The sequence below is a fragment of the Sediminihaliea albiluteola genome, from assembly GCF_014077625.1.
GTDB classification, from domain to species: domain Bacteria; phylum Pseudomonadota; class Gammaproteobacteria; order Pseudomonadales; family Halieaceae; genus Sediminihaliea; species Sediminihaliea albiluteola.
Map to the genome: position 1 here is coordinate 642,303 of NZ_JACFXU010000014.1, position 13,827 is coordinate 656,129.

At 53.0% G+C, this 13,827-nt stretch carries 14 protein-coding genes; 6 read left to right on the plus strand and 8 right to left on the minus strand.

The window, feature by feature from the left end; translation table 11 throughout:
* Positions 1–177: 177 nt before the first annotated feature.
* The 3 genes from H2508_RS09825 to H2508_RS09835 all read right to left on the minus strand — a co-directional run bounded on the left by H2508_RS09825 (position 178) and on the right by H2508_RS09835 (position 1,370).
* A complete protein-coding gene (locus tag H2508_RS09825; RefSeq protein ID WP_182172568.1) occupies positions 178–561 on the minus strand; it encodes a hypothetical protein in 384 nt (127 codons plus the stop codon).
* A gap of 28 nt (positions 562–589) precedes the next feature.
* Positions 590–1,078, minus strand: coding sequence for a hypothetical protein (locus H2508_RS09830; protein ID WP_182172570.1), 489 nt, complete (start codon positions 1,076–1,078; stop codon positions 590–592).
* 85 nt (positions 1,079–1,163) lie between these two features.
* Positions 1,164–1,370, minus strand: a complete 207-nt coding sequence (locus tag H2508_RS09835; protein WP_182172572.1) for a hypothetical protein — start codon at positions 1,368–1,370, stop codon at positions 1,164–1,166.
* 789 nt (positions 1,371–2,159) lie between these two features.
* On the opposite strand from H2508_RS09835, the gene H2508_RS09840 reads away from it, so the two are divergent.
* Genes H2508_RS09840 through H2508_RS09850 form a run of 3 tightly spaced genes read left to right on the plus strand, consistent with a single transcriptional unit; the run spans position 2,160 to position 5,182 of the window.
* Positions 2,160–2,600 (plus strand): MarR family winged helix-turn-helix transcriptional regulator, encoded by a 441-nt coding sequence (locus H2508_RS09840; RefSeq protein WP_182172574.1) that lies wholly within the window; start codon positions 2,160–2,162, stop codon positions 2,598–2,600.
* A gap of 3 nt (positions 2,601–2,603) precedes the next feature.
* A complete protein-coding gene (locus H2508_RS09845; RefSeq protein ID WP_182172576.1) occupies positions 2,604–3,671 on the plus strand; it encodes an HlyD family secretion protein in 1,068 nt (355 codons plus the stop codon).
* Positions 3,671–5,182, plus strand: coding sequence for a DHA2 family efflux MFS transporter permease subunit (locus H2508_RS09850; protein WP_328799349.1), 1,512 nt, complete (start codon positions 3,671–3,673; stop codon positions 5,180–5,182). The genes H2508_RS09845 and H2508_RS09850 overlap by 1 nt, the downstream gene beginning before the upstream one ends.
* A gap of 1 nt (position 5,183) precedes the next feature.
* On the opposite strand, the gene H2508_RS09855 is transcribed toward H2508_RS09850, so the two are convergent.
* The 4 genes from H2508_RS09855 to H2508_RS09870 are packed head-to-tail and all read right to left on the minus strand — an operon-like array spanning position 5,184 to position 7,303.
* Complete coding sequence (locus H2508_RS09855; protein ID WP_235965167.1) at positions 5,184–6,344, minus strand: AI-2E family transporter; 1,161 nt, start codon at positions 6,342–6,344, stop codon at positions 5,184–5,186.
* Positions 6,341–6,613, minus strand: a complete 273-nt coding sequence (locus H2508_RS09860; RefSeq protein WP_182172581.1) for a hypothetical protein — start codon at positions 6,611–6,613, stop codon at positions 6,341–6,343. The genes H2508_RS09855 and H2508_RS09860 overlap by 4 nt, the downstream gene beginning before the upstream one ends.
* Complete coding sequence (locus H2508_RS09865) at positions 6,588–7,010, minus strand: hypothetical protein (RefSeq protein ID WP_182172584.1); 423 nt, start codon at positions 7,008–7,010, stop codon at positions 6,588–6,590. Before H2508_RS09865 ends, H2508_RS09860 begins: the two co-directional genes overlap by 26 nt.
* A complete protein-coding gene (locus H2508_RS09870; RefSeq protein WP_182172588.1) occupies positions 7,007–7,303 on the minus strand; it encodes a hypothetical protein in 297 nt (98 codons plus the stop codon). The genes H2508_RS09865 and H2508_RS09870 overlap by 4 nt, the downstream gene beginning before the upstream one ends.
* 222 nt (positions 7,304–7,525) lie before the next feature.
* Here H2508_RS09870 and H2508_RS09875 point away from each other — a divergent pair, with 222 nt between their 5' ends.
* The 3 genes from H2508_RS09875 (at position 7,526) to H2508_RS09885 (ending at position 12,056) form a co-directional block, all read left to right on the plus strand.
* A complete protein-coding gene (locus H2508_RS09875) occupies positions 7,526–8,707 on the plus strand; it encodes an NnrS family protein (protein ID WP_182172591.1) in 1,182 nt (393 codons plus the stop codon).
* Between the two features lie 161 nt (positions 8,708–8,868).
* Positions 8,869–10,122, plus strand: coding sequence for a valine--pyruvate transaminase (locus tag H2508_RS09880; RefSeq protein WP_182172593.1), 1,254 nt, complete (start codon positions 8,869–8,871; stop codon positions 10,120–10,122).
* A gap of 74 nt (positions 10,123–10,196) precedes the next feature.
* Positions 10,197–12,056: an AsmA family protein gene (locus tag H2508_RS09885; RefSeq protein WP_182172596.1), complete on the plus strand. Its 1,860-nt coding sequence runs from the start codon at positions 10,197–10,199 to the stop codon at positions 12,054–12,056.
* 39 nt (positions 12,057–12,095) lie between these two features.
* On the opposite strand, the gene H2508_RS09890 is transcribed toward H2508_RS09885, so the two are convergent.
* Positions 12,096–13,802 carry an acetolactate synthase large subunit gene (locus H2508_RS09890; protein ID WP_182172599.1) on the minus strand — a complete coding sequence of 569 codons (1,707 nt, stop codon included), beginning with the start codon at positions 13,800–13,802 and terminating at the stop codon, positions 12,096–12,098.
* Between the last annotated feature and the right edge of the window lie 25 nt (positions 13,803–13,827).

Consider the following 13,827-nt stretch of genomic DNA (forward strand, 5'->3'; position numbering starts at 1 on the left):
CACTGAACATATATGACACCGGCTATTATAAAAAGACCGAGCTGCTATGCGCGCCACTTTATAATTGACGAGGTCGGCATGGAGAGACATTCCAGTGCATTTTCCGTATCATGAGAAGCGTCTTTATATACGCCTAGACCTCTTCGACGCAAGCTAAGCAATCGCAGCCCTTGGGGTTCACATCAGGCCACTAGCCTTCCATTCTTGAGCAAACAGATCGAGTGTTTCGTTCATGCTGCCTGCGACGGTGTCGTAGAAGTCTAGTGAGTGATTGCTGTAGCAGGTTTCGCGTACATCTGAGGACGTGAGGCTGGTGAGCCCGCCTAGTATCTCTTGGTTGGCCATGGCGATCTTGAGGGCTTTGGCCCGGTCGGTATATTTAGCTGCGGCGATCCGGCTGGCGCGCAGAGCAAAATTGGTTCTTATTAGGTCGATCTGGCCCTTGGACATTCTGGCGTTGGCGGTATTCGCGCCTTGTTTAACGTAGTCACCGCAGGTTTGAGCTTGGATGCTACCGCATAGGATCAGGGTGAGGGCGGGGATGAGATGGCGTATTTTCACGAATACTCCTGTCGTCTTAGTCATTTGTTTATATAACATGATTGAATCGGGGTCGAGCATTGTTCTGCCGTTGCTTGAACACGGTGTCGCATAACGCCAAAATCAGCGGACCGAAAAAGCGAAGCTTTTTTGTGTCAGCTGGCTTACCTTGTTTTGAGCCGCCACGATTAGCACTATTGCGCGTAAAAACCCAAAGCCCGAAAACTATTAAAGCAAAAGACAAGGGTATAATATTTATAATATTCCAAAGCCCAATCCATGTCTTTGGCTCACTATATGCCCAGGGCATATAGAACCCACCGATGAAGTTTGCAAGCGAAATTGATTTCCAAACACCATTATATAAATAGCCAAATACTTGGGTAGCAAAAACCCCTCGGCCAGAAATGCAAAATAGTACGGGAATGGCATAAAGAAAGAAGTTGCCAATAGATAATATTTTTTCACGGGAACGATCACGCTCTTCTTGTTCTAAGCGACCTTCTTCAATTATTCGCTCTCTTTCTGCTTCTTCCATCTATGCCTCCGTTCTAGGCTCATAATGCCGCGCTCACCGGTAAATTATGAACGTAGCGAGTAATTTATCCGAGTGCAGTGCCTTGTTAGGGGCTAAGAACTATTTTTGGGTGTGTACCGTCCACCAAAGCATATTTTTCCAGTACTGCTTTCGTGCCAGCTTCCGTACTCGCCACCACAGGCGACTTCTCCTGTACTGCTCTGATGCCAGCTTCCATACTCCTCACCGCAAATAACTTCACCGTTTTTGAATTCAATATAGCTTGAATAACCAGGGATTCGATTTTCTGCATTAGCAGAGCCGATACTTATTGAAAAATAAACAATATTAATATGGTTGAAAGCAAACGATCTGTGTAAATAGTCATACTCATATTTTATGGCACCTAACAGCTAATTAGCAGGACCAAACCGTATAACAGCTCTCGCGCTAACTCCAGCACAGCCAACAGCTTCGACTGTGATACTCCTCACAAAATCAATCACATAGCATTGTTTCTTTACCAAAGCTGCCCATTAGTCGGGCCATCCGGAAGTTAGCAAGAAATCAAATCCGTCCACCACAGTTTATGTTTTATGCAATAAATACAATTACTTAGCTCAAAGCCAAGCCCCTTTCTAATCTGTTCTTGTTAAAAAGCCCTTTGTCATCCGGCCCCGCCATATTTCTGTCTATGCATACAGCTATGACTTAGAACAGCCATAGGCGACATCAGCCCCCAATTCTCACAAGCTTCGCGAGCAGATACGTCGGCATAGGCAAAATACTTGCGATGTTTTGAAGACCGAGAAGCCCTTAATCCTTCAGGCCTTACATCCATTTCCACGATAAACAGCACCCTGTTTAGCTGTCGGACACTCATATCAGGCAGTTTCTCAGCGCGCTCCGGCCTTTCGACTGCTTGGGCATCAATACCCCATTGTGCGCTTCTCAAAAAAATGCCCTCCACTATTGAAGAATTAGTAAGCATCCTTATAATAACTGCGCTTAGCTTAGACCGCTATTAGCGTCGGACCGTCTTAGCTCTGTTACGCCACCATTTGTCATGCAGCGCTTCGGGCGCAGATAGAAAGGCCCCACAATGACTCGCAAAGACCTCGCAGCCCAACTGAGTTTTGAGCTGCACAGTTCCGCCCGCTTGTTACGGCGCAACTTTGATCGCCGTGCTAAAGAGCACGGCTTGAGCCGCTCTCGCTGGCAGGTGCTCTGGCACCTGTCACAACAAGAGGGCCTCAAGCAAGCCGAGTTAGCCGAGCGCATGGATGTGGCACCGATCAGCCTAGCTCGCCAGATCGATAACTTAGAGCAGGAAGGCCTAGTTAAGCGCCACCGCGATGAGCAGGATCGCCGCTGTTTCCGCATTTGGCTGACCGATGCAGCACAACCGGCCTTGGTTGTACTGCGCAAATTAGCACTCGAAACCCGCCACCAAGCACTGGCGGGGCTATCGGAACAGGATATTGAGCAGCTACATACACTACTGGACCGGGTGCGTCAGAACCTGGCCAACGAGAGAGATTAAAGCGTGAGTAAATCATTCTCAGTAAGCACTCGTCAGTTGAGCTTTGCTGCTGGCATCATTGTTTCCGCCGCCGTTACTGCTTGGCTGCTACTGGGTGGGCGGGGCAGCGTGCACACCGACAATGCTTACATCAAAGCCAGCAAGGTATCGCTAGCGACAGAAGTCGGCGGCGTCATTGCCGAAGTGACGGTGCGCGCCAACCAGTCGGTGAAAAGCGGTCAGTTGCTGCTGCGTTTGGATAACACGCCTTTTCAGCTCGCCGTGGATGAGGCAGAAGCTCACCTCAACCAGGTTAAAAACCAACTTCTTTCACGACGCGCGGACTACGCCGAGGCCGAAGCAGCATTAGAGCAAGCTCGTCGGGATGCTGCCTTCTACCAGCGCCAGTTACAGCGCAATGAAAAAATGGGCCCCCTAGCCATTTCCGAGGTACAGCTCGACGAGGCCAAGCAAGCTCTGAGCCGAGCCCGAGCGCAGATTGCTATTAATCAACAAAAACTATCCAGTTTAGCGGCGGCACTCGGTGGCGATAACACCACGCCTTTGGAGCAGCAGGCCGACCTGCAGGTTGCTCAAGCCCAGCTCGACAAAGCGCTTTATCAATTATCTCGCACCGAGATTTATGCCCCCATCGATGGCGTCATCGCCAATGAAACCCCACAAGTTGGCGAGATGGTGCCCGCTGGCCTGACCCTAATCAGCATGATCAGTAGTACAGATACTTGGGTAGAAGCCAACCTCAAAGAAACACAGCTCGCCGAGGTGCAAGCCGGGCAAGCGGCAACGGTAGTGATTGACGCCTACCCCGGTGTTGAGTGGACAGCGATAGTGGAAAGCCTCAGCCCTGCCAGCGGCTCAGAATTCGCTCTGATACCCGCGCAAAATGCCAGTGGCAACTGGGTCAAAGTGGTTCAGCGTGTCCCCGTTCGCCTACAACTGCTCAATAAGCAGGGCCCAGATGACGGCCCCGTATTGCGCGCTGGGATGAGCGCCGCCGTGCGCATTGATGTCCGCGGCTCACAGCAGGAGATGCCAACAGCCAAACTAGCCACTGTGTTTCCCGCTAAGTAGTGAAGCTCCCTCGCTTTGACACCTCCCGGCGTGGCAATGTACTGCTAGTCACGGCCAGCACTATGCTGGCGACTATTATTCAGGTCTTAGATACCACTATTGCCAACGTCGCCTTGCCGCACATGCAAGGTAGCCTCGGCGCCGGTGGCGATCAGATCACTTGGGTGTTGACCTCTTATATTGTCGCCACCGCCATCATGACTTTGCCGGTCGGCTATTTGGCCCAGCGCTTTGGTCGCCGCAATGTCTTTCTCTGGTCAGTCGCCGGCTTCACTGTTTCGTCGATGCTCTGCGGTCAAGCCAGCTCACTGACCGAGATGGTTATTTGGCGCATGTTGCAGGGCCTGTTCGGCGCTTCTCTGGTACCACTTTCTCAGGCCACGATGCTCGACACATTTCCGCGAGAAAGGCTGGCTTCGGCCATGAGCATTTGGAGTATGGGAGTGATGCTCGGCCCCATCCTCGGCCCCAGCCTCGGCGGCTGGCTTACCGACACCTATTCTTGGCGCTGGGTGTTCTATATCAACGTGCCACTGGGGATTTTGTCGCTGATTGGCATCTACCTGTACTTACCCGATACGCCACTGCGCAAGCAGCGCTTTGATCGCTGGGGATTTGCCTTTATCGCGCTGGCCGTAGCCACCCTGCAGTTGTTACTAGATCGCGGTGAACACGCAGACTGGTTTGAATCTTTTGAAATTCAGTTTTACGCCGTGCTCTCACTACTTGGCTTATATTTATTCGCGGTGCACACCAGCACCACAGATAATAAGTTCTTCTCTCCCGCACTATTTAAAGACCGGAACTTCATGTCTGGCACGGTATTTATTTTTATTGTCGGGATTGTGCTACTGGCCACTATGGCGCTGCTGCCACCCTTCCTGCAACAGTGGAAAGGCTACCCGGCAGTCACCACCGGACTGGTGCTGATGCCACGCGGCATTGGCACCATGGTCTCGATGTTGGCAGTGAGCCATATTCTCAAGGTTGTCGATGCTCGCGTGGTGATCTTAAGCGGCATGGCACTGGTATCTATCTCACTGCAGCAAATGTCGGGATTCACCATGGATGTCGGGCAGCGCGAGCTGATAGTGACTGGCGTTATACAGGGGCTCGGCCTAGGGCTCGTTATGGTACCTGTCTCCATTCTGGCCTATGTCACCTTAGCCCCTAGCTTGCGCGATGAGGCCACAGCCCTATTTAGCCTATCGAGAAACCTGGGTAGCAGTATCGGTGTATCGATCGTTATGGCGGTACTGTCGCGAAGTCTGTGGATTAACCAGCAGGACTTAAGCTCACGCATACAGCTCTCACCTGATCTGCTAGCGAAAGTTCAAAACGGAAACGAGCTGTTAGCAATGTCCGGCGGACTGATTCAGGAGGTGAACCGACAGGCAGCTGAGATCGCCTTCGTTAACAACTTCCACTTGCTGATGCTGATTAATCTGGCCGCGATGCCGCTGGTGCTATTGCTGTCAAACCCCAAAGCTGAAGCCAATGCCACAGGCTGAATCAGGCACGAGTTTCGATCAAGCGTGTCCAGTACTCCAGTACATTAAGCTGCTGGGCCGCGAGCTTGAGACAAACCAGCAAAGGCACCGCCAGCAATACTCCCACCGCGCCCCAGAGCCAGCCCCAAATAATCAACCACAAAACTAAAACTAATGGATTCAAACGCATGTGATGGCCCAGCACCAAGGGTGTAATAAACTGGGCCTCCAACATATTGATAGCAAAATAGCTGGCAGCGGGTACTAGCGCCGCCAACACCAGGCCATATTGCACCAGTCCCGCCACACTGAGCACGCATATCGCTACTAATGGCCCTACGTAAGGAGCAAAGTTCAGCACGCCAACCAGTGCCCCCCACAACAGCGCATCTTCCACCCGCAGTAACCACAGCACGATAGCCGTAGCTACGCCAAGCCCCAGATTAATCAGACTGACTGTCAGAATGTAGCGCGACAACTCTTTCTGCATCCGCGCTATCAGCAAGCTCGCCCGCTGTTTGTCGCGTACTCGCGGAAAAATCTCGATAGCGCTGAGATATAGGCGCTGACCAAAAATCAGCTGGAACAACACCAAAATGACGAAGGTCAGCAGTTGCACCGCCATCATTGGCGCGGCCCCCAACATAGAGACCACCAGCTCCATACTGCTTTGCATTAGCTTTTCGCTAACTGCCCCTTGTCCAGAGGATTCATCTGACTCCGCTAGGACTTCCTCGCGCTTCCAAAAGCCCCAAAAGCCGGACTTTTTTTGGATCTCAGCTTTTGGCGCCAACGCACCGGTAAATTCATCGATTTCTTGGGTAAGTTCCTTACTGAGCTCTGGCAAGCGCTGGAGCCACTTTTCTGCAGGCTCGGCAAGTCCAATCCCCAACGCAGCAATCGGGCCACCAATACAAGCCAGCAATAAAATGGCAGAAACACTGCGAGGAATATAAAAGCGCTTTAAAAGGGCTACCAAAGGACTCAACAAGAGAGCAAACAGCAGTGCAACAACAATTGGCATCAGCAGTGTTTTGGCAAAGTACAAGGTGTAGAGCGTAGCCAGAGCTAAGAGGCAGTAAAGCACCACCTGAGACGCTGAACGCTGGCCTGCCTTGGGCTTATCATCCAGGTCATCCGCGCTGCTAGAATTCAAAGGCATGCCCGTTTTGGCTTTACTCATAGCTCAAGCAGCTCAGCGGCATTGAGCCCTGGGATCATGCGCAAAAAAGAAAATAGGCTGAGACCTCGACGAGCCAAACGCACGCTGCCCCGCGCTCCTTGGCTGCCAAGCACGGCGCCTGAGACAAAAGCAGCCCCAAGCCAATAGAGTGGCGACAGTTCCTTGATGCGACGCTTTAAGCGTTTCCGATGCAGGGACAAAACAGCCTGCCGCTGGCTCAAGCGTTGGTCTATGACTTGAATTTCACGAATTAGAGACTTTCGACTCATCGCTCTGTGCTCCGACCAAATACTGCAAGTGCTTACGTGTCTGGGGCAGGCTCAGCGTACGTCGATAGCGCATCCATGAGCTGTAGACGCCCCATAAGGCCAAACCTTGAATAGTCAAAAAAAGCACTATGGCCCACGTTACCGAGTCACTACTCTGGTACAAAACCCAGGAGGCTAAGACCGAAAAGCCCAGCCACAGCAGTATAAGTAAGGGTAAAAAAGCCACTGCCAGAACAACCATCCGGCCCAAGTTAGCCATCGCTAAACGCAGCTCGAGCGCCATAAGTTGCGCTACGTCCGAGCCTGTTTCTGCGGCGAGTTGCGCTAGGCGCAACCACTCCTGCTCGCTGCCTTGTGCCGATTCTTCCGACTGTGGGCTAGGACGATCTTCACTCATCGTCGACTGGTCACCTGCGCCAGCACATAGCCCACCAGAAAAGCGATGCCCAGAGTCGCCAATGGCTTGTCGCGGACAAAAGCACTGGCTTCTGCGCCCAGCTCATCTACCTTGTCACGACCTTTGTGAATTTGCTCTATGGCTTCGCCTTTTAAATCCATTCCGGCAGCTTGAGCCGCCTGCTGAAAATGCAAACGCGCTTCCTGCAGCTTGTCGTAAGCCTCTAAGGCCGCTTCCTTACTGGCAGCAAACTCTTCATTTTTTCGCTTATCGGCGTTCCTGTGCTCTGACATGTTGAACCTCCATTGGCTCTACGTTACGAACAAACACTCGTAACTCCAGACTAGTTGAATAAGACTTAAAATGCACGAGGCAAGACTCACTTAAGAGGCTCAAGTCACTCGCAGGGCTATAGCAGGTGCTAGCGCTCTGAAGCCTTAAATAAAGGGGGTTTGCTCGACAGTGACTTAAACGCTTATGATGAAGATCGTAGGATCTGCACAGGATTGTCAGTGATGCCTAATAATCAGCCACCTATTCTGCTGGCTTATGCCTTCCGTCCATTTTTTTTACTCTCCGCGTTCTACGCCGCTGCGGCTATGGCGGTGTGGATCAGTGCCATCCTCGGTGGCCCAGTGCTGTTACCCGCCACCTTGACGCCTGACTGGCACGCCCACGAATTAGTCTATGGTTTTGTCGGCGCAGCGATTGCCGGCTTTCTACTCACTGCCATCACTAACTGGACCGGTTCAGCGCCCCTGGCGGGAACAAAACTGGCGCTACTACTGCTGCTGTGGTTCGCGGGCCGCATCGCTATGGCTTTCAATGCAACACTAGCCCCTGCAGTGGTTGCGCTGCTCGACCTGAGCTTTCTTCTGGCACTGGCGCTCTACGTCGCCCTCATTTTGTGGCGCACAAAGAATCGTCGCAATGCGCCTCTAGTCCTGGTGCTGCTGACTTTAGTTGCCGGCAACGCTCTGATGCATGCCGGCTGGATACAGCGCTCAGCAGAACTCATTCTACTGGGTAGAAACCTCGCCCTAGACCTCATTACCGTGTTAATGACCATCGTAGCGGGCCGTATTACCCCTGCCTTTAGCGCCAACTGGCTGCGTGCTCGCGGCGAAACGATTAACACTGTAGCCACGCCGCGTCTGGATCAGGCTGCCATTGGCAGTGTTGCCCTCATGGCACTCTGTAGTTTGGCTGGCGCAGCTGCGCTAGTGACAGGCCTGATTGCCATCACCGCGGGCTTACTCAACGCACTGCGTCTTTACCGCTGGGCTGGCTGGCGCATTCGCCGTGAGCCGCTGCTGTGGATTTTGCATCTTGCCTACGGCTTTATCGTTGCAGCCTTGCTCGCGCGAGGCTTAGTCTTGCTCGATATTCTGCAGGCCCCCTCACTGTGGCAGCATCTCATTGGAGCAGGCGCGATGGGCATTCTGGTGCTGGGCGTCATGACCCGAGTGAGTATGGGTCACACTGGTCGCCCACTCGCCTTGCGACCAGGTGGGCTAGTGATTTATATAGCCATTATTGTGGCCGCCCTATTACGGGTTTTGGTAGCACTCAATACTATTGACTATCAAAGTGGCCTACTACTCTCTGCAGGCGCCTGGATAGTGGCTTTTGCGCTGTTCTGCATCGCTTACGCCCCTGTGCTATGGAGCCCACGCGCCGACGGACGCCCCGGCTAGGGCCCTATCCACTATCAGGCAGCCAGCTCTAGCCTCGCCACTGGGGGTAATTAAGTTTCTTTGCACTTAATCTGCTCCCAGACCCCCACAGCGCAACACCTGCAGCCAGCTCTGTCTTATAATAGGCGCTTATTTTCTTAAGACGGGATGAGGTGTTTTCTGTGAAGTTGTCAGCATTTGGCGAAAAGTTCGCCGGCGACTCAGGTGTCGTTCAGTTAATGGACGATTTGAGTAGTGCATTGAGCGACAACCCCGACATGATTTTCATGGGCGGTGGCAATCCTGGCCGCCTGCCTGAAGTTGAGGCCGTCTTCCAGCAGCGCCTGGAAATCATTATGGCTGACCCACAGCAACGTCACAGCCTGTTTGGCATCTATCAGTCGCCCCAAGGGGAGCGGGCATTTCGTGAGCAACTAGCTGCTTTACTCAACAAAGAGCTAGGCTGGGCGGTGACTGGCGCCAATATCGCAGTCAGCAATGGCAGTCAGTCCGCATTTTTTGTGCTGTTCAATATGTTAGCTGGTCAAATGTCAGACGGTAGCCAGCGCTGTATCCATCTGCCACTCGCACCTGAGTACATAGGCTACGCTGATACCGGCCTTAGTGAGCCTTTGTTTACCGCGACCCAGCCCGATATCGAACTGCTCGATGATCAGCTATTCAAATACCGCGTGGATTTTTCGGGGCTGTCACTCTCCGACAGCACGGCAGCGCTATGCGTCTCCCGTCCCAGCAACCCAACCGGCAATGTACTGACCGACGAGGAAATCAGCCACCTCGACCAAATCGCGCGTCAGCGCGATATCCCATTGATTATCGATGGTGCCTACGGCCTGCCCTTCCCCAGTATTTTATTCGAACCCGCCAGCCCACACTGGAATGAGAATACCGTGCTTGTATTGAGCCTCTCCAAGCTCGGCTTGCCCGGAGCTCGCACTGGCATTGTGGTAGCTAGCGAAGAGTTTATCCACGCCTTTACTAACGCCAATACAGTGCTCAGCCTAGCCAGTGGCACCATGGGCCCGGCCTTGGCGGGAGCACTGTGTAGCAGCGGTGAACTGCTGAGCTTGTCGCGCAATCACATCATGCCTTTTTACCGCGACCGGGCACAGCAAACACTCGAGTGGTTCCGGGCCGCCATGGGTGATTTGCCCTACCGCATCCACAAGCCCGAGGGCGCTATTTTCCTCTGGCTGTGGTTCAAAGACTTACCCATTAGCAGCCAGGAGCTCTACGAGCGACTTAAGCAACGCGGCGTATTAGTGGTGCCTGGGCATAATTTTTTCGTCGGTCTCGGCGATGACTGGCAGCATAAACACGAGTGCATCCGGGTTTCTTACGCCCAAGATGCCGAGCGCGTTAAACTGGGAGTAGAGCTTATTGCAGCGGAAGTTGCTCGAGCCTACCAAGAGTAATTGTCGGCAAGCGTTTTCGCGAAAAATAGTCTGTTAAGATAGCCCTATTAACAAGCCCTAGCCGAGGAGTTTTTATGCTGCGCGTGTTGCTGTACTTGATCATCACCCCCATCCTGCTGATCCTTGCTGCAGCATTTATCATTCCTTTGTTTTTGGACGAAGACAAACTACTGGCCATTGCAGCAGAGGCCCTAGAAAAGCAAACAGGGGCCACACTCACCGTCGGTGGCGAAGCCAAACTCAGTCTGTTTCCGCGGATAGCTATGCAGCTAAACGAGGCCGAGCTGAGCTTAGCCGGCGAAGGTCAGCCAGACCTCAGCGCACGCTCACTCGATATTGCCGTACAACTGATGCCCCTATTCTCTGGCAGTGTTGAAATTGAAGGCTTAGCCATCAAGGGCTTATTAGTGAATGTGCCGCCGGCACCTAAGCGGCCAGAAATCGACACCAGTGACATGAGTGACGCGGAGTTAGACATGTTCTACGCCGCCCGTCGCAAAGCACTCAGCGAAGCTGGCACTAAGCGCGGTGCGAGTGCAGCTCTGGCTTTGCCCATGGCACTTGAAGTAGACCGTCTCTCTATCACTAACTCGCGAGTGGTGTTACTTGCCAAGGGCCCTGCAGCACCCACGGTAATCGACATTAAGGCCCTCAAGGCCAAGCATCTGAATCTCGATGGCGAGGAAGTTCCGCTCAGCCTGTCACTATCAATCCTCGGTGCGGGTGACAGCGAGCCTGTTAAAGTGGAGCTTGAAAGTAGCTTTACTGTAGATAGCGAAGGCCAGCAGTTGGCACTGAGCTCACTCTCAGCTGTCATTAGCGGAGCTAGCGCAGAGCCGATCAGGCTCAGCGCGACGGGTGATGCGAGTCTTGAGCAAATGACCGCCGACTTAGCCATGCAAGTGGATATTGGTCAAGCTCATGGCAGTGGTACTTTACGCTACGCTAGCTTTAGCAGCCCTCAGATTGATGCCAACCTGCACTTCAACCAGCTTAATCCCTCCCTGTTTGCCCTAGCAGGCCCAAACAGCAAAGATCCAAAACAAAGTGACAAAGACGCCCGAGATGGCGATGCCCCCCTGCCGCTAGCGGGCCTGCGCTCAATCGATAGCCGCGCCCAGCTGCGCATCGATAAAGCTATTATCGATGGCTACGAAATTGACAATTTAAACAGCCAGCTGCGAGTCTCTGAGGGCGTAGTCAAAATCAATCGGCTCAGCGGCCAGCTTTACGGCGGCGAGCTGGCATTAGAGGCCACTTTCAATGCCAAGCATAACAGGGCCAAACTCAATACCCAGGGCAGCATCACTGGGGTCGATATTGCGCAATTATTGCAGGCTCTAGAGGCTGAGCCTCTTGCCACGGGCAAAGTCTCAATGAACTGGCAGTTTGCCAGCGCCGGTACCACCAGCAATGCCCTGCGCGATAAGCTCAATGGCCCCCTTAGTATGCACACCAGCGACTTAGTGCTGAAAGATATAGGCATTGAAAAAATGCTCTGTGAAACCGTGGCTCTGGCCAACCGCGAGTCACTCAGCAGCGAACTAGCCACTGACAGCGCTTTTGAAGCACTGACTGTAGATATTAAGGTTGAGGAGGGCAAAGCTCGCCTCGCTCCCTTACGTGGGGAGCTACAACACCTTGCACTCAACGGTACCGGCGATCTCGACCTAAAGAGCCTCAAATTTGACGCTAAGTTCAAGGCGCGTATCGCTGAAGGTCTTTCAGAGCTGGATCCTGCCTGCCGTATCCATCAACGCTACACAGCCATCGACTGGCCGCTGGAGTGTGAAGGAGAACTCGGTGGAAAGCCGAGTAAGTGGTGCTCCGTTGACAGTGGCGAAATACTGGAGGAGCTGGCCAAAAATGAAGTCAAACGTAAGTTAGGCCAAGAAGCTGGTCGCCTGCTCGACAGGCTCCGCAAACAGGATTAAACGACTGGCTTATCTCTCTAGACTGACTCTGAGCGCCGCTTAAATCGCTGCGCTCAGCTGCTTGATACTGTAATTGAGTATCTGATCGTTCTCCGAGTAATCCACCGGACAATCGATTAAATGCACGCCCTCGCTGTTCAGGCACTGTTCTAGTAAAGGCCCGAGCTGAGCGCTACTTGTGATACGGTGCCCCTGAGCACCATAGGACTCGGCATATTTAACAAAGTCTGGGTTGCCGTATTGTAAACCCCAGTCAGCAAAACCCATGTTGGCCTGTTTCCAGCGAATCATGCCATAGGAAGAGTCATTGAGGATTAGGCAGCTCAGGTTCATCTTGAGTCGCACTGCGGTTTCCAGCTCCTGACTATTCATCATAAAGCCACCATCCCCACAAATAGCCATCACTTTGCGCTCGGGATAAACCAAGTGCGCAGCCATCGCTGAGGGCAAGCCAGCCCCCATACTGGCCAAAGCATTATCCAGCAGCACAGTGTTAGAGCTGTGAGCACTGTAATTACGTGCAAACCAGATTTTGTAGATCCCATTATCGAGGCAAATAATACCGTCATCAGGCATTACCCGCCGTACTTGGGCGACTAAATATTGAGGGTATATAGGAAATCGTTGGTCGTCCTCGCCCTTGGCAATATTGGCATCGTGATGCTTCTTCACTGCTTTCATGCGGGCAAAGTCCCAATTGGGACGCGGCCCCTCGGCCAAACCGCTTTTAATCTGCCAGATAGCGTTGGCGATATCGCCGATCACTTCCAGTTGAGGGAAGTACACCGGATCCACTTCGGCGCTGCGAAAGGAAATATGAATCACCTGCGTACCTTCGGGGACCTCCACTGGGTTGTTGGGATCATCTTCACTGGCATCCTCCCTCTGCCCGTGACGCATAAAGAAAGGCGGTTTCTCGATGACATCGTGCCCTACATTAATAATCAGGTCTGCCGCTTCAATTGCCCGATGAACAAAGTCACCCGCCGACAAAGCAGTGCACCCCATAAACAGAGGGTGGCGCTCATCGATCACGCCTTTACCAAGCTGCGTAGTCGCAAAGGGGATAGCAAAATCATCCACTAACTGAGTGAGCACCTTGCTGGTGAGTTTGCGATTGGCGCCAGCACCAATGACTAAGATCGGTGAGCGCGCAGTGGCGATACGCTCTACAGCAATCCGCACAGCTTTCTCTTCTGCCACCGCTCGCCGCACCATCGAGGGCTGAACTGGATACTGCTGGGTCTCCTCGGCGGCGATATCCTCTGGCAGCTCCAAATGCACGGCGCCGGGCTTCTCTTCTTCTGCCAAACGCAGGGCCTCGCGCACGCGGCTGGGAATATTGTCACCAGAGACTATCTGCTGAGCATACTTGGTGATCGGGCGCATCATCTCCACAACGTCGAGAATCTGAAAGCGCCCCTGCTTAGAGCTCTTGATCGGCTTCTGACCGGTGATCATCAGCATCGGCATGCCGCCAAGTTGAGCGTAGGCCGCAGCAGTGGTTAAGTTCGTCGCCCCCGGCCCCAAGGTCGCCATACAAACCCCGGCCTTACCCGTCAGGCGGCCATAAGTCGCCGCCATAAAGCCCGCGGCCTGCTCATGGCGGGTCAGTATTAACTGAATCTTTTGGGAGCGCGACAAGGAGTCTAAAAAATCTAAGTTTTCCTCCCCGGGTATACCAAAGACATAGTTCACGCCTTCTTGTTCTAGGGCCCTAACAAGTAGATCAGATGCTTTGGTCACTTTTGCCTCCTGCAGAACTCTGCGG